The 14,484-nt window shown below is 70.2% G+C and carries 17 protein-coding genes; 5 read left to right on the top strand and 12 right to left on the bottom strand.

What is annotated here, in order from left to right; genetic code table 11:
- Positions 1-14 precede the first annotated feature (14 nt).
- The 3 genes from ASC55_RS15080 (at position 15) to ASC55_RS15070 (ending at position 2,085) form a co-directional block, all read left to right on the top strand.
- Positions 15-875 (top strand): spermidine synthase, encoded by an 861-nt coding sequence (locus tag ASC55_RS15080; protein ID WP_055877162.1) that lies wholly within the window; start codon positions 15-17, stop codon positions 873-875.
- 149 nt (positions 876-1,024) lie between these two features.
- Positions 1,025-1,552: a hypothetical protein gene (locus ASC55_RS15075; RefSeq protein ID WP_017828166.1), complete on the top strand. Its 528-nt coding sequence runs from the start codon at positions 1,025-1,027 to the stop codon at positions 1,550-1,552.
- A gap of 44 nt (positions 1,553-1,596) precedes the next feature.
- Positions 1,597-2,085: a SprT-like domain-containing protein gene (locus tag ASC55_RS15070; protein WP_017828165.1), complete on the top strand. Its 489-nt coding sequence runs from the start codon at positions 1,597-1,599 to the stop codon at positions 2,083-2,085.
- A gap of 7 nt (positions 2,086-2,092) precedes the next feature.
- Here ASC55_RS15070 and ASC55_RS15065 read toward each other — a convergent pair whose 3' ends face one another.
- The 11 genes from ASC55_RS15065 to ASC55_RS15015 all read right to left on the bottom strand — a co-directional run bounded on the left by ASC55_RS15065 (position 2,093) and on the right by ASC55_RS15015 (position 11,679).
- Entirely contained in the window at positions 2,093-2,506 is a 414-nt protein-coding gene (locus tag ASC55_RS15065; RefSeq protein WP_055870080.1) for a DUF3054 domain-containing protein, read from the bottom strand.
- A gap of 79 nt (positions 2,507-2,585) precedes the next feature.
- Positions 2,586-3,245, bottom strand: coding sequence for a 2-phosphosulfolactate phosphatase (locus ASC55_RS15060; protein WP_055877159.1), 660 nt, complete (start codon positions 3,243-3,245; stop codon positions 2,586-2,588).
- An 18-nt stretch (positions 3,246-3,263) separates the two neighbouring features.
- Positions 3,264-4,724, bottom strand: a complete 1,461-nt coding sequence (locus ASC55_RS15055) for an ABC transporter permease (protein ID WP_055870073.1) — start codon at positions 4,722-4,724, stop codon at positions 3,264-3,266.
- Complete coding sequence (locus ASC55_RS15050) at positions 4,721-5,482, bottom strand: ABC transporter ATP-binding protein (protein WP_055877157.1); 762 nt, start codon at positions 5,480-5,482, stop codon at positions 4,721-4,723. The genes ASC55_RS15055 and ASC55_RS15050 overlap by 4 nt, the downstream gene beginning before the upstream one ends.
- 105 nt (positions 5,483-5,587) lie before the next feature.
- Positions 5,588-6,223 carry a response regulator gene (locus tag ASC55_RS15045; RefSeq protein WP_055870070.1) on the bottom strand — a complete coding sequence of 212 codons (636 nt, stop codon included), beginning with the start codon at positions 6,221-6,223 and terminating at the stop codon, positions 5,588-5,590.
- On the bottom strand, positions 6,220-7,398 hold the full coding sequence (locus tag ASC55_RS15040) for a sensor histidine kinase (RefSeq protein WP_055877155.1): 1,179 nt from the start codon (positions 7,396-7,398) through the stop codon (positions 6,220-6,222). The genes ASC55_RS15045 and ASC55_RS15040 overlap by 4 nt, the downstream gene beginning before the upstream one ends.
- Positions 7,399-7,459: 61 nt before the next feature.
- Entirely contained in the window at positions 7,460-8,251 is a 792-nt protein-coding gene (locus ASC55_RS15035; protein ID WP_055877154.1) for a class I SAM-dependent methyltransferase, read from the bottom strand.
- A gap of 26 nt (positions 8,252-8,277) precedes the next feature.
- Positions 8,278-9,432 carry an AMP-binding protein gene (locus ASC55_RS15030; protein ID WP_082524381.1) on the bottom strand — a complete coding sequence of 385 codons (1,155 nt, stop codon included), beginning with the start codon at positions 9,430-9,432 and terminating at the stop codon, positions 8,278-8,280.
- Between the two features lie 13 nt (positions 9,433-9,445).
- A complete protein-coding gene (locus ASC55_RS15025) occupies positions 9,446-10,366 on the bottom strand; it encodes a 1,4-dihydroxy-2-naphthoyl-CoA synthase (RefSeq protein WP_017828156.1) in 921 nt (306 codons plus the stop codon).
- Between the two features lie 10 nt (positions 10,367-10,376).
- Positions 10,377-11,345: a permease prefix domain 1-containing protein gene (locus ASC55_RS15020; protein WP_055877152.1), complete on the bottom strand. Its 969-nt coding sequence runs from the start codon at positions 11,343-11,345 to the stop codon at positions 10,377-10,379.
- 1 nt (position 11,346) lies between these two features.
- Complete coding sequence (locus tag ASC55_RS15015) at positions 11,347-11,679, bottom strand: PadR family transcriptional regulator (RefSeq protein ID WP_055870057.1); 333 nt, start codon at positions 11,677-11,679, stop codon at positions 11,347-11,349.
- Positions 11,680-11,771: 92 nt separating this feature from the next.
- On the opposite strand from ASC55_RS15015, the gene ASC55_RS15010 reads away from it, so the two are divergent.
- Together ASC55_RS15010 and ASC55_RS15005 are read left to right on the top strand one after the other, a co-directional pair.
- On the top strand, positions 11,772-12,791 hold the full coding sequence (locus tag ASC55_RS15010) for a GNAT family N-acetyltransferase (protein ID WP_055877150.1): 1,020 nt from the start codon (positions 11,772-11,774) through the stop codon (positions 12,789-12,791).
- A 40-nt stretch (positions 12,792-12,831) separates the two neighbouring features.
- On the top strand, positions 12,832-13,815 hold the full coding sequence (locus ASC55_RS15005) for an o-succinylbenzoate synthase (protein ID WP_055877148.1): 984 nt from the start codon (positions 12,832-12,834) through the stop codon (positions 13,813-13,815).
- A 33-nt stretch (positions 13,816-13,848) separates the two neighbouring features.
- Here ASC55_RS15005 and ASC55_RS15000 read toward each other — a convergent pair whose 3' ends face one another.
- The gene (locus tag ASC55_RS15000; protein ID WP_055877145.1) at positions 13,849-14,469 is read right to left on the bottom strand and encodes a helix-turn-helix domain-containing protein; all 621 of its coding nucleotides are present in this window, start codon (positions 14,467-14,469) and stop codon (positions 13,849-13,851) included.
- Positions 14,470-14,484 lie beyond the last annotated feature (15 nt).

Below are 14,484 nucleotides of genomic sequence, written 5' to 3'. Positions count from 1 at the left end.
GTAGGCTCGTGCCCATGGGCCGGACGAGATCGCGAGACACCGAGCACCCCCAGACCCGACTCGATCACGGCGGCATCGCCAGCATCATTCCGTCGGAGTTCACGAGCGGTTTCGAGCTGATCGTCGACGGCACCCCGCAGTCGCACGTCGACCTGGACGACCCGACGCACCTGCACTTCGAGTACATCGTGCGCATGGGAGCGGTGATCGACCAGCTCGCACCGGGTGCGCTGACGGCCGTGCACCTCGGTGCCGGTGCGCTGACGATCCCCCGCTATATCGAGGCCACGCGCCCGGGCTCGCGTCAGCAGGTCATCGAACTCGAAGCCCCGCTCGCGCAGCTGGTGCGGGAGCACCTCCCGCTGCCCAAGGGCGCACCGATCCGGATCAGGATCGGCGATGCCCGCGAGGGAGTCGCGAAGCTGCCGAGCGCGCTGCGGGCGCAGTGCGACCTCGTCGTCTCCGACGTGTATTCGGGGGCGCAGACGCCCGCCCACCTCACCAGCGTCGAGTTCTACCGCGAGCTGTCGGAGCTGCTGTCGACCGACGGCGTGCTCCTCGTCAACGTCGCCGACGGTCCCGGGCTCGCGTTCGCCCGCCGTCAGGCCGCGACGATCGCGCACATACTCCCCGAGATCGGCATCCTCGCCGACACCCAGGTGCTCAAGGGGCGACGCTTCGGAAACCTCGTCATCGCCGCTTCGGCCACTCCCCTGCCGACGGAGTGGCTGCCGCGCATCCTGGCCGCGGGCCCCCACCCCGCGAAGATCGCGCAGGGCGCAGAGGTCGACGCGTTCATCCAGGGCGCGCGGATCGTCACCGACGTCGACGCCGTCGCCTCCCCTCGGCCGGACGCTTCGCTCTTCCTGCGCTGAGCCACGACGCGGTCATCCGGCACCCCGGGAAGAACCGACGCAGCGGGGCGACGGCGTGTCGAGGACAGGATGCCGCGACCAGGGCGCGCCGCCCCCACGAGCCCGCGACCGGAAGGCAGACTGATGGGGGACGCTGCGGAAGGAGAGCAATGAGTTTCATCCGGGGATACGACCAGGAGACCCTCCGCGAAAAGGTCGATCTCGATGAGTGCGAGACACGTCTCGCGGAGATCGATTCGCAGCGCAGCCTGCCCGCTCTGCTGGAGCGCGTGTGGCTGCTGAAGGTGCTCGACCGCCTCGACGAGGCGCTCGATCTGGCAGATGAGACGGTGCGCCAGGCACGCATGGCCGGCACTCGCAAGGACGTTCTGCGCGCCCGCGTGCTGCACGCGACGATCCTGCAGTACCGTGGCGCGCATGCCGCGGCCGAACAGGAGCTCTCGACCTGCGCGACCGAGGCGGAAGGGCAGCGTTGGCTGTCGATCGCCGCCTTCGCCTATCAGCACCACGGCAAGAACGCCTACGACGCGGGCGACTACGAGACCGCCAGGGAGAGCTTCAAGCAGTCGCTGTTCCTTCGCCGTGAGTCCGGCGCGCAGGACAGCGAGCTCGAGACCGCGCTCCTGGCCATCGAGGCCGTCGAGCGGCGTCGCCCGCCGCAGCTCATCGCGGGCTGACCCCGTGCCGCGACGATGTCGGCGGCATGGCTTAGCCTGATCGCATGGCGGAACTTGACCGTGTGCGCGTCTGGGGCGAAGCACTGATCACGCTGCATCTCGACGACAGCTGGTCCTTCGGCTTCGACAATGCCAAGCGTCGGGCCGGCCAATGCGACTACACGAAGAAGCGCATCACCGTGTCGCGCTACCTCGCCGCACGCTTCGAAGACGACGACATCCACCAGGTGCTGCTGCACGAGGTCGCGCACGCCCTCGCCGGCCACGCGGCAGCGCATGGACCGGTATGGAAGCGCGTCGCCCGCGACCTCGGCTACGTCGGCGGCACGACCCACCACGGTGAGACGGCCGTGGAGCTCGCGCCCTGGGTGGGCAGCTGCCCCGCGGGGCACGTGACCTACCGGCACCGTCGCCCCACGAGACCCACATCGTGCGCGCGCTGCTCGCGGACGTTCGATTCCCGGCATCTGTTCGCCTGGACCCGACGCGAGATCTCGACCGACGTGCGCCTCGCTGCGCAGATGCCGCGCTGACGGCGACTCAGTCGTTCGGCTCGTCGAGGCTTTCGGACCGCGTGGCCTCCGCCGCATCGGGGGAATTGCGCCGGCGACGCAGCAGCGCGGTGATCGCGCGCCAGCCGACCAGGAAGGCCCCGAGCACGAGGGTCGCCACGATGATGAACGGCACCTCGGCGGTGTCGCCGCTGAGCACGCGGATGAGCATTCCTCCCGCGACCGTCACGATCCAGACCACGGCACCCCACAGCACGGACCAGGGGCGGCGTGGCCGACCGGGCAGCAGCGCGGCGAGGAGATGCCCGATGAGCAGGGCGATCAGGAAGGGCCACGCCGTGAGCAGGAAACCGGCAGGGTTCTCGTCATGGGAGGCGCGGCCGATCGCGGCGAAGATCAGCACGAGCACGACATCGACGACGACAGCGGGAAGGTACCTCATGCCACGACCCTACGTGCCTCGAACCGAAGCAGCGCCCGCCCCGCGGCATCCGGCGGAATAACCGCACCCGAAGCGGGCGTCACTCGAAACGGGTGAACGATCCGTCGCGCAGCACCGGTACGAGATCGACCGCGTCGAGCACGGCGGCGTCCGCCACCGATGTCGGCACCAGTCCCGACGCTTCGATGCGGGCGGTAGCGATGACTCCGTCGGCGAGCTCGCGGCCGGAACCGCTCGCACCGACCATGTGCCGCACGGCGCCGCGGAGAGCATGGAAGCCCTCCGCGGCCACCGCAGCATCCGGAGCCGTGTGATCGATGCCCCGAGCAGAGAGCGCCGACACGATCGCTCCGGCTCCGAGCTGGTCCTCGACCGCAAACCGCAACGTCCCCGCGGAGTCGAGCTCACCCGCCGCGATGACGGCGACCGAAGTGCGTGCCTGCCGTCGTTCCTGGATGGTCTGCACCGCCCGCGCGACAGCCGCCGCGTTGCGGATGCCTCCCACGAGCACCGTCGAGTCCGTGGAGGCCGCGGCGACCACGGCTGCACCGTTGCGGGACCAGCGCTGCGCCTCTTCCAGTGCGACGGTGACGCCCGAGGCCGTGGCATCGATGACCGTGGAGGAGAACCGCAGCACATCGACGACCACGACGACATCGGCGGTGGCGAGACGGGCGAGCCCCGCAGTGCCCCAGTCGAGGCGGACCTGGTACGTGGACTGATCGAACGGCGACGGCATCCGACCAGCCTAGAGGCGTCAATCCGCTGCGAGCGCCTCGACCGGAGCCACCCTGGTGGCCAACCTCGTGGGCGTCGCCGCCGCCACCAGCGTGAGCACCGCCGTCGCGACGACGATGATGGCGACCGGGATCCACGGGATCTGCGGAGCCACGAGCCCCGCCGGGGTGAACTCCGGCAGCGTCGGCACCGAGCCCAGCAGCGACTGCGCGGCGATCCAGCCGTACGCGACGCCCAGCACGAGTCCCGTCAGAGTCGCCGCGACCGTGATGTGCGTGGCTTCGAGCAGCACCATCCGTCGCACCTGGCGGTTGGACAGACCGATCGAGCGCAGCAGTCCCAGCTCCCGGCGCCGCTGCACCACCCCGATCGTGAGCAGGTTCACCAGACCGACCGCGGCGATCACGGCCGAGACGGCGACCAGCACCATCATCACCGCAGCGAACGCATCCATCGGGGCGAAGAACTCCTCCGGGACCTCGCCCGTGACCTGGCTCATCATCAGACGCTTGGCCGATTCGAGGGCCACGGCGAACATCGTCACCAGGGTCACCCCCATCACCACGCCGATCGCCATCCGCGACGAGCGCTCCGGGTAGCGCAGCGCGTTCTCGGCGGCGAGGCGCGCGGTCGCACTCGACCCGAACATGCGTCCCACCAGGCGCAGGACCGGCGGCATGAACAGAACGGATCCGAGAGCGAGGCCCGTGAACGAGAGCACGCCTCCGAAGAAGGCGACCACGACACCGAGCGGCGTGAGGAGTCCGACCAGCACGCCGCCCACCAGGAGCGCGGCGCCGGCGATCAGCAGCACCCAGGCGCCGATGTGCCGCCCCGCCTTGCCGGAGACCTCGTCGTGCGTGCGCTCGACCGAACCGCCGAGTGCCTGCAGCGGGGTCACCGACAGCACGCGCCGGGAGCCTGCCCACGCCGCCGCCCAGGTGGTGAGGGCGACACCGATCGCCGGCAGCGCCACGAACGGCTGGGCGAGCGAGAAGTCGGAGGGGGCGTTGTCGATCAGCTGCCCGCCGATCTGCACCCCGATCACCGCGAGCAGGAGGCCGGCGAGCAGACCGATCGCCGCGCCGAGAAGCCCGACGACGAGTCCCTGCTTTCCGACCTCTGACCGCTGCGAACGCGCAGTCGCCCCGATCAGACGCATGAGCGCGATCTGACGGGTGCGTCCGGCGATGATCGTCGAGAAGGTGTTCGCGGTGACGATGGCGGCGACATACATCGCGACCACGGTCAGCAGCACCGACAGCAGGGCCACCACGAAGGCGAGCGTCCCGCTGTCACCGATGAAGGGGTCGGCCTGCAGCACGGCGCCGATGTAGGCGGTGATCTCGACGAGGAGCACACCGAACGCGGCAGACAACGCAGCGACCAGGATGCTCGCGCCCATCCCCCGATCGCGCAGCCACGCCAGCCGGGGGCCGGTCGCCCGCGATTCGGGGACGACCGTGGCGACGGCGGTCATGCCGCCACCTCGGCGGCGAGCATGTAGGCCGAGATCTCCTCGGCGCTCTGGCGCGGGTGGTCGGCGACGATGCGGCCGTCGCCGAGGTAGAGCACGCGGTCGGCGTGGCTCGCGGCGATCGCGTCGTGCGTGACCATCGCGATGGACTGGCCGTGCTCGCGGCTCGCGGTGGCGAGCAGTCGCAGCACCTCGCGCCCGGTCTTCGAGTCGAGGTTTCCGGTGGGCTCGTCGGCGAAGACCAGATCCGGTGCGGTGGCGAGGGCACGGGCGATCGCCACGCGCTGCTGCTGACCGCCGGACAGCTGGTGCGGACGATGAGCGAGACGCGAACCGAGCCCGAGCGTCTCGACAAGTCCGTCGATGCGCGCCCGCTCGATCGCACTCGGCCGACGACCGTCGAGCTCGAACGGAAGCATGATGTTGCCGAGCGCATCGAGCGTCGGGACCAGGTTGAACGCCTGGAAGATGAAGCCGACGCGTCGACGCCGCAGGATCGTGAGGTCGATGTCACCGAGGCCGGTGATCTCGGTGTCTCCGATCCAGGCACGCCCTTCGGTGGGATTGTCGAGTCCCGCCATGATGTGCATCAGGGTGGACTTGCCGGAACCGGACGGCCCCATGATCGCGGTGAACTGCCCACGGCGGATGCCGACGCTCACATCGTCCAGCGCACGGACGGTGCCCTCGCCGGAGCCGTAGGTCTTCTTCAGGTGCTGGACGCGGGCGGCGAGCCCGAGGTCGGTGGTCGTGATCTCCATGACTCCGACGTTATTTCCGCGGCCCCGCGCGGGTCATCGCTCCCGGGGACCCTTCCGCATACATCGCAAGGATGATCTGCGGGGCGCCCCGGAGCGCGCGGGGGATCAGGCGAGGCCGTGCTCGAAGGCGAAGACCACCAGCTGCACGCGGTCGCGCAGCGCGAGTTTGCTGAGGATGCGACTGATGTGCGTCTTCACGGTCGCCTCGCTCAGATACTCGCGAGCGGCGATCTCGGAGTTCGAGAGCCCGCGGGCGGCGAGCGCGAAGATCTCCCGCTCACGGTCCGTGAGGTCGGTGTACTGCGCGGGCACCGGTTTGGGTGCCTCGGCGAAGTGCTCGAACAGGTCGCGCGTCGCCGAGGCGGCGATCACACTCGATCCCGAGTGCACGGTGCGGATCGCGGCGAGCAGGAACTCGGGGTCGGCGTCCTTGAGGAGGAAGCCGCTCGCCCCCTGACGGATGGCCCGCGCCGCCGCCTCGTCGAGGTCGAACGTGGTGAGCATGACGATGCGCGGCGGCTCCGGGCGTGCCAGGATCTCGGCGGTCGCGGTGAGCCCGTCCATGACGGGCATCCGGATGTCCATCAGCACCACGTCCGGCCGGGTCATGCGGACGACGTCGAGCGCCTCCTTCCCGTCGCCGGCTTCCCCCACCACTTCGAGGTCGGGCTGGGAGGCGACGAGCATCCGGATGCCGGCACGGAAGAGCGCCTGGTCGTCGACGAGCACGACTCTGATCATTCGGAGACTCCGATCGGGAGCGTGGCGTGGACGACGAACTGTGTCCCTCGGCGCTCGGCTTGCAGACTACCGCCGACGAGCTGTGCGCGTTCACGCATGCCGATGACTCCGTGTCCCCCCGGCGCGACGGTCGCCTCGCCCGTGACCGTGTTGCGCACGTCGACGTCGACACGATCCGGCAGCCAGGCGAGGTTCACGTCGACCGCGCCGTCGCCGTGTCGGATCGCGTTCGTGAGCGCTTCCTGCAGGATGCGGTAGACCGCGAGCTGGATGGCGGCGGGTGGCTCCCCCGGCGGCGTCGGATCGACCGTGACCCGCGGTTCGATGCCCGCCTGTCTCACCTGCGCGAACAGCGCTTCGAGATCGGCGAGCGTGGGCTGCGGACCGTCGCCCTGCCGGTGCCGCAGCTGCGTGAGGAGCATCCGCACGTCGCTCAGAGCGCCGCGTGCCGTCTGGGCGATGGTCCCGAGTGCCTCGGTCGCGACCTCGGGTTTCACGGCGGCGGCGTATCGGGCGCCATCGGCCTGCGCGATCACGACCGCGAGCGAGTGCGCGACCACGTCGTGCATGTCGCGCGCGATGCGCACGCGCTCCTGCTCCTCCGCGGCGAGCGCCTCCGCCTGCAGCTGAGCCGACCTGGTGCCGCGAGCGCGCAGCACCACACGCCACAGCAGTCCGCACACCCAGGCGAACCCGAGCGCCATGACCGAGACGACGAGGAGGAGCGTGCCCGCGGTGACCTTCTCCCAGCCGGACCCGGTTCCGAAGGCGACACCGTTCACGATGATCATGAAGACGGCCGCGACGAACCCTCCGAACAACGCGGATCCGAAGCCCCACCAGAGCACGCGGCGCGTGCCCCACGCGGAGGTGGCGTAGAGCACGAGCAGGATCGCGAAGTTCACCGGGAGCGGCCCGAAGCCGGACAGCATCTGCAGCACGGCACCGGCCCACGCAGCGGCGAGGGCCCACCCCGGGGCGAGCCGGCCGATCGCGACGCCACCGCACATCAGCACGCTCGCGATGAAGACGCCCACGACCGCGAGCCCCCCGATCGCGTCGTTGCCCGTCCCCGGCCCGTAGAACACGAGCGAGGTCGGCACGAGCACGAGGAACAGCAGCGCCGCCCCGACGATGTCGAGGATCAGCGCGGTGCGGGAGAGCGGGCGGATCACTCCCCCACGCTACGCGAGGGCCTGGCCGCGGGCATCCGTCGCGGGATGTATCTCCGCCGTGTCAGGCCCGGGCGATGATCTCGCCGTGCGGCACCAGGTACCACCCGTCGCCGTCGTCGGCCCAGCGCTTCCAGGCGTCGCTGATCTCCTGCAGATCGGCCCGCGTCGCCATGTCGCTGTCGACGAGCTGCCGCGCGAGCGCCGACTCGAGGATGCGGTCGGCCCACATGCCGCCCCACCAGGCCCGCTCGGCGGGAGACGCGTAGCACCAGGTGGATGCCGTCGCGGTGATGTCCGTGAATCCCGCGGCGCGCGCCCAGGACAGCAGCCGGCGTCCCGCATCCGGCTCCCCGCCGTTGGCCCGTGCCGCCGTGCGGTACAGGGTGAGCCAGCGATCGAGCTCCGGCAGTTCCGGGAAGCAGAGGAAGCCCGCGTAGTCCGCGTCTCGCGCGGCGACGATCCCCCCGGGAACGGCGACGCGGCGCATCTCGCGCAGGGCCGTCACCGGGTCGCCGACGTGCTGGAGCACCTGGTGCGCGTGCACGACATCGAACGAGTCGTCGGGAAAGCTCAGCGCGTGCACGTCCTCGATCGAGAACGAGAGGTTGGTGAGCCCGCGCTCTGCCATGAGTCCCTGCGAGAGCGACAGGGCGCTCTCATCGATCTCGGTGGCCGTGACGTGGGCGACGATGCCGGCGAAGTCGGCCGTGATACTGCCCGGCCCCGCACCCACGTCGAGAAGACGGGTCGTGGCGGTGAGGTGCGGGCGAAGGTACTCGGCGGAGTTCGCGATGTCGCGCACGTTGTGCGAGCGGAGGACGGATTCGTGATGTCCATGCGTGTACGAGGCCATGCGGCCCAGTCTGGCAGAGCGTGCGCTCAGCGCAGGTCGGCGACCATGCGACGGATGGCCTCGCGGTCGGGCTTGCCCGAGGAGAGCACCTCGATCTCGTCCACCATGATCAGCCGGACGGGACGGGCGTGCTTGCCGAGTTCGTCCTCGACGGCGTCGCGAGCGTGCGCGAGCTGCTCCGACTCGCTGCGGCGGAGCACCTCGCCCCGAGCCGCGACGATCACGGACGCCTCGCCCCAGCGCTCATCCTCCACGCCGACGACCACGGCCTCATGAAGGCCCGCGATCCGGCGGACGATCCGCTCCACACGGTCGAGGGAGATGTTGATCCCCCCGGACACGATCACGTTGTCGGCGCGGCCGTGCACACGGACGACACCGTCTTCGACGAGGCCGAGATCGCCCGTGCGGTACCAGCGGATGCCGTGCTCATCGCGCACGAACGTGCGGGCGGTCAGCGACCCGTCGCCGAGATACCCCTCGGCGAGCATGGGACCGGCGATGCGCAGCTCACCGTCGACCGTCCGCACGCCGACCGTGTCGAGGGGCACACCGTCGTAGACGCATCCCCCACTGGTCTCGGTCGAACCGTAGGTGCGCACCAGTCGCACACCGAGGTCGGCCGCCCGTTCCCGCAGCGGCTCCGGGAGGGCCTGGCCGCCCACCAGGATCGCCCGATAGGCCTGCAGTGCCGCCCGCACGGCGGTGTCATCCGCCGCGTCGAGCAGGGTCGCGACCTGAGCGGGGACGAGGGAGGTGTACAGGTCGGGGATCCCCGCCTTCGACGCCGGCCGCAGCATCTCGAGAGTCGCCTCGGCGAACGACACCGGCGAGAACCGGCCCTCGATCCGTGCCGGTCGCGTGTCGGCGAGGATCGACCGCACCAGCACCTGAAGCCCCGCGACATAGCCGGCCGGCAGCGCGAGCAGCCAGCGTCCGCTGCCGATGCGCGCCGCCGTGGCCTCGGCACTCGCCCGCAGGGCCTCCCCGCTCAGGGCGACCCGCTTCGGGATGCCGCTCGATCCCGACGTCGCGATCACGGCGGCGAGGCCGTCCGCCACGTTCTCCGGGGCGCCGTCCACCATCCCGAGTCCCAGAGCAGGGCCCCCGTCGAGCGCACGCCGCAGGGCTTCCCGCAGCAGAACCGGATCTTCGGCATCCGTGGGGATCAGGGCGGTCATGCGGGTCTCCGACTCAGTAGTGCCAGGGGAAGGAGGACCAGTCGGGGTCGCGCTTCTCGAGGAACGAGTCGCGACCCTCGACGGCTTCGTCGGTGCCGTAGGCGAGGCGGGTGGCCTCTCCCGCGAAGACCTGCTGACCGACCAGCCCGTCGTCGACGGCGTTGAAGGCGAACTTCAGCATGCGGATCGCCGTCGGCGACTTGGTCAGCACCGTGCGCGCCATCTTCAGCGCCTCGCGCTCGAGCTCGGCATGCGGCACCACGCGGTTCACCGCACCCATCTCGTACGCACGTTGGGCGGAGTACTCCTCGGCGAGGAAGAACACCTCGCGGGCGAACTTCTGCCCCGTCTGGCGGGCCATGTAGGCGGAGCCGTAGCCGGCGTCGAAGCTGCCCACGTCGGCGTCCGTCTGCTTGAAACGCGCCTCTTCCGCGGAGGCGATCGTGAGGTCGCAGACCACGTGCAGGGAGTGTCCGCCGCCGGCCGCCCATCCGGGCACGACCGCGATGACGACCTTCGGCATGAAGCGGATGAGCCGCTGCACCTCGAGGATGTGCAGACGGCCGACGGCGGCACGGCCCGCGCCGTCGACGATCGCGGTCTCCGTGTCGGAGTACTTGTAGCCGTCGCGACCGCGGATGCGCTGGTCACCGCCCGAGCAGAACGCCCAGCCGCCATCCTTCGGGCTCGGGCCGTTGCCCGTGAGCAGCACCGCACCGATGTGCGCATCCTGCCGAGCGATGTCGAGCGCGCGGTAGAGCTCATCCACGGTGTGCGGACGGAACGCGTTGCGCACCTCCGGCCGGTTGAACGCGATGCGTGCGACTCCGCCGTCACGTGAGACGTGCGCGGTGATGTCGGTGTAGTCCTCCGCACCGGGCGCGAGCACCCATTCGGCCGGGTCGAAGAGGTCGGAGACGAATGCGGTGGTCACGGCATCCAGCCTATTCCTCGCGCCCGCAGCGAGCGCGCCAGGCCTTCATCCAGCCGTCGATGATGGTCCAGGTCTGGACGGCGATGATGCCGACTCCGGTGATTACCGCGAGGATGCGCAACGTGTCGGCGTCCACCCCGTTGTCGGCGAACACGAACTGCACGAACTCCGGGTTCAGCAGCTCGTCCCGCACGAGAAGTGTCACCGCCCAGGTGGCGAACGCGATCGAGAGCGCCGTGTTGACGACGGCGAGACCGACCGTCCACCGGCGTCGGCGGTACACGGCGACAGCCAGGACGGCGTCGGCGAGCATGATGGCGAGGAGCACGGTCATCCCCCACGGCCAGAGCCCGGAGTTCAGGATCGGGATCGGATCGCCGCCGGTCGGGAAGAACCCGCGGGTCGCATCCCACACCACCGCGGCGACGCCGATGCCGAGGAAGACGAGAGTGGCGATCATGTCGCTGCGCGCGGCGCCGTTCTCGGTCGGCACGGGCAGCTGGTCGACGTCCCACTTCTCCCCCGTGTCGGCACCGGTGCGCTCGAGCACGACGAACACCAGTGTCACCCAGAAGCACACGTGAACGACGACCGAGAGGGTGACGGCGACGATTGCGCCGATCACGTCTCCGACCGGTGCCCCCTCGATCAACTTCGCGATCGCGACACCCACGGCGGCGCAGGCCGGAACGATGATCAGCAGCAGCTTGAGCAGCCGCCACCAGGTCAGGTAGTAACGGGGGCCGATGAGGTGCAGAGGGCGATCCGCATACCCGGCAGCCAACACCCCGGGGTCGCCGAGATCGGTGAGGACCGCGCGCTCGGCGGCCTCTGGCGCCTCACCCTGCTCGACTCGCGCCTCGACCGCATCGGTGATGGAGGCTTCGAGCTCGGCGCGGACATCGTCCTGCGCATCCGGCCGAAGACTACGGATCGTGGCACTGATATACCGCTCGGTGAGCGTGGCTGCGGTGGTCATGTCAGTTCTCCTCTGCAGTGAGGGACGCGATCGCCGTGGTGAGCGATCGCCATTCGTCGGTGAGGGTGTCGGCGAGGCGGATGCCGGCGTCCGAGGTGCGGTAGAACTTGCGCGGCCTCGCCTCCTCGGTGTTCCACTCGCTCGTGAGGTACTCCTGCTTCTCCAGGCGGCGCAGCAGCGGATACAGGGTGTTCGCATCCGTCGCGAAGCCGCGCTTCTCGAGCTGGTCGAGCAGCGAATAGCCGTAGCCCGGCGTGCGCAGCAGCTGCAGGCAGGCCAGCACCACGGTGCCGCGCCGCAGCTCCTGCAGGTGCGTGTCGAGCGTCTCGTTCATGCAGCCCACATTACTGTGTGTCACACACTATTGTCCAGCGTACGTTTCGGACAGTCCCGGGGCGGACGGGAAGGGGGAAGTAGCGTGGAGTCATGACGCTCGAGATCACGCGCATCGACCCGTTCGACACCGCGGAGGTGGACGCCTGGTGGGATGCCTATGCAGCCGCCGAACGTGCCGACCGCGGATCCGACATCCCGGTCTGGTCCCGCGAGGAGACGCGCAACGCGATGCAGCAGCAGTCCCAGACTCTCGAGCGACGCCCCCTCCTGCTGTGCGACGACGGCACTGTCGTCGGCGCAGCGGGCCTCGCACTCCCCCTCAAGGACAACACACACGTCGCGCACCTCGCCGTCCACGTGCCGCCGGCGCATCGACGGCGCGGAGTCGGCAGCACCGCCCTGGCCTTCCTCGAGGCAGAAGCCGCCGAGGCCGGACGCACCACAGCGCAGGGCGACACCTCGTGGCCGTACGAGCTCGGATCCGACGGCAAGGGCGCACCCGGTCGCGAGTTCGCCCGCCGCCACGGCTACGCGCTCGCGCTCGGGGACGTGCAGAACCGGCTCGCACTCCCGCTCGACCTCGAGGTGCTCGACCGGATCGACGCCGATATCGCTGCGGCGACCCGGGGCTACTCGGTCCGGAGCTGGATCGGACCGGTGCCGGACGACGTCGTCGAAGGCTGGGCGATCCTCGACGCCTCGATCGATACCGAAGCCCCCAGCGGCGATCTCGACATCGCACCCGCGAAGCCCGACGTGGAGAGCATCCGCGAGCAGGAGGAGCTCCTCGTCAGGCAGAACCGTCTTCCGATCGGCACCGTCGCGCTGACGCCGGAGGGTCAGGTCGCCGCCTACACCCAGCTCGTCGTGTCGGGCGACGACGGCAATGCGTACCAATGGGGCACGCTCGTGCGCCGGGCCGACCGCGGCCACCGCCTCGGCACGGCGGTGAAGATCGCGAACCTCCGCCTGTTGCAGCACCGAGCTCCTCATGCACCTGCCGTCTACACGTGCAACGCGGAATCGAACGCACACATGCTCGCCGTGAACACGCTTCTCGGGTTCATTCCCACCGAGCGGATGGGCGAGCTGCAGAAACACCTGGCCTGACGTGCAGCGGTCGCAGGCCTCCCGGGGACAGAATGGGCACATGATCCCGCCGCTCTCAGACCTGCTCGACTCGGCCAGGGTCGTCGCCCTCCCGATGCACAGTCGCTTCCGCGGCGTCGACGTGCGGGAGGCACTGCTCTTCGAGGGGCCGGAGGGGTGGGCGGAGTTCTCACCGTTCGTGGAGTACGAAGACGCGGAGGCGGCCACATGGCTCGCGGCCGCGATCGACTTCGCATGGCGCGAGCAGCCGGAGCCGCTACGGGATCGGATCGGCGTGAACGCCACGGTGCCCGCGATCGAGGCGTCGCGCGTGCCCGAGCTGCTGGCGCGGTTCCCCGGATGCCGCACGGCGAAGGTCAAGGTCGCCGAGCCGGGGCAGACCCTCTCCGACGACGTGGCGCGCGTTCGCGCCGTGCGCGAGACGATGGGCCCTGAGGGCCGCATCAGGGTCGACGCGAACGGAGCCTGGAACGTCGACGAGGCCGAGCACGCCGTGCATGCGCTGGGCGAGTACGACCTGGAGTACGTGGAGCAGCCCTGCGCGACGGTGCCGGAGCTGGCGGATCTCCGCAGGCGCGTGAAGTACATGGGCATCCCGGTCGCCGCCGACGAGAGCGTGCGCAAGTCGTCCGATCCGCTCGCGGTCGCCCGTGCCGGCGCGGCCGACCTGCTCGTGATCAAGGCGCAGCCCCTCGGCGGCATCACTCACGCGCTGCAGATCGTCACCGCCGCGGGGCTCCCCGTCGTGGTCTCGAGCGCCCTGGACACCGCTATCGGCCTGTCTCAGGGAGCCGCCCTCGCTGCGGCCCTCCCGACACTCGACTACGACTGCGGGCTCGGCACGGCGTCGCTGTTCCTCGACGACGTGGCCGACCTGCGCCCGGTCGACGGCTCGATCTCGGTCGGCCGAGTGACACCCGATGCGGAGGCACTCAGTCGTCTCGCCGCATCGGACGAACGACGCGAATGGTGGCTCGCGCGCCTCGCCCGCTGCCACTATGAGCTCTCGACCGCCGCACACTGAGGCCGACTGCCGCGGCGAGGACCCCGTCGCACGTCACCGCGGAGGCCCGCCGAGCACCTCGGCGAGGTGGCGCGTGGCGAGGTCGGTGCTGCGCTGACCGTGGCCGCCTTCCGCGCCGAAGATCGTGAGGATCTCGGCGTCGTGCTCCCCATCGGCGCCGAACCAGTGCGGCGTGCGTGTATCGAACTCCGCGACCTCTCCGGCCTCGAGCATGATGTCGCGGTCACCCACGATGAGCCGGATGCGTCCGGTGAGCACATACATCCATGACGACCCCTCATGCGAGGTGAGCTTCGGCTCCGAGGCCTCGGAAGGCACGATGATCTTCCACGCGTGCCTCTCGCCCGGCTGGCGCGTGAGCGCCACCACAGTGCGCCCGTTGACCCGCCGCGGGCGCAGCCGCACCCGCGGGTCGCCGGTCTCGGGAGCACCCACGAGGTCGTCCAGCGACACCCGGTACATGCGCGCGAGCGGCAGGAGCAGCTCCAGGCTCGCGCGCCGCTGACCCGTCTCCAGGCGCGAGAGAGTGCTCTTCGAGATACCCGTGGCCGACGCGACCTCGGCGAGTGTCGCTCCTCGTCGAAGGCGCAGCGCCTGGAGCCTCGGACCGATCTGCTCCAGCGTCGCGTCGATGACCGCCTCGTGTTCGTCCATGGCCTCATCCCATCA

The sequence above is a fragment of the Microbacterium sp. Root322 genome, assembly GCF_001425645.1.
Lineage (GTDB): Bacteria > Actinomycetota > Actinomycetes > Actinomycetales > Microbacteriaceae > Microbacterium > Microbacterium maritypicum.
This window is presented reverse-complemented; position numbering and strand designations above follow the sequence as displayed.

Coding starts and splice junctions, on each gene's coding strand:
- ASC55_RS15080 (WP_055877162.1), top strand. CDS start 15: ATGGGCCGGACGAGATCGCGAGACACCGAGCACCCCCAGACCCGACTC.
- ASC55_RS15075 (WP_017828166.1), top strand. CDS start 1,025: ATGAGTTTCATCCGGGGATACGACCAGGAGACCCTCCGCGAAAAGGTC.
- ASC55_RS15070 (WP_017828165.1), top strand. CDS start 1,597: ATGGCGGAACTTGACCGTGTGCGCGTCTGGGGCGAAGCACTGATCACG.
- ASC55_RS15065 (WP_055870080.1), bottom strand. CDS start 2,506: ATGAGGTACCTTCCCGCTGTCGTCGTCGATGTCGTGCTCGTGCTGATC.
- ASC55_RS15060 (WP_055877159.1), bottom strand. CDS start 3,245: ATGCCGTCGCCGTTCGATCAGTCCACGTACCAGGTCCGCCTCGACTGG.
- ASC55_RS15055 (WP_055870073.1), bottom strand. CDS start 4,724: ATGACCGCCGTCGCCACGGTCGTCCCCGAATCGCGGGCGACCGGCCCC.
- ASC55_RS15050 (WP_055877157.1), bottom strand. CDS start 5,482: ATGGAGATCACGACCACCGACCTCGGGCTCGCCGCCCGCGTCCAGCAC.
- ASC55_RS15045 (WP_055870070.1), bottom strand. CDS start 6,223: ATGATCAGAGTCGTGCTCGTCGACGACCAGGCGCTCTTCCGTGCCGGC.
- ASC55_RS15035 (WP_055877154.1), bottom strand. CDS start 8,251: ATGGCCTCGTACACGCATGGACATCACGAATCCGTCCTCCGCTCGCAC.
- ASC55_RS15030 (WP_082524381.1), bottom strand. CDS start 9,432: ATGACCGCCCTGATCCCCACGGATGCCGAAGATCCGGTTCTGCTGCGG.
- ASC55_RS15020 (WP_055877152.1), bottom strand. CDS start 11,345: ATGACCACCGCAGCCACGCTCACCGAGCGGTATATCAGTGCCACGATC.
- ASC55_RS15015 (WP_055870057.1), bottom strand. CDS start 11,679: ATGAACGAGACGCTCGACACGCACCTGCAGGAGCTGCGGCGCGGCACC.
- ASC55_RS15010 (WP_055877150.1), top strand. CDS start 11,772: ATGACGCTCGAGATCACGCGCATCGACCCGTTCGACACCGCGGAGGTG.
- ASC55_RS15005 (WP_055877148.1), top strand. CDS start 12,832: ATGATCCCGCCGCTCTCAGACCTGCTCGACTCGGCCAGGGTCGTCGCC.
- ASC55_RS15000 (WP_055877145.1), bottom strand. CDS start 14,469: ATGGACGAACACGAGGCGGTCATCGACGCGACGCTGGAGCAGATCGGT.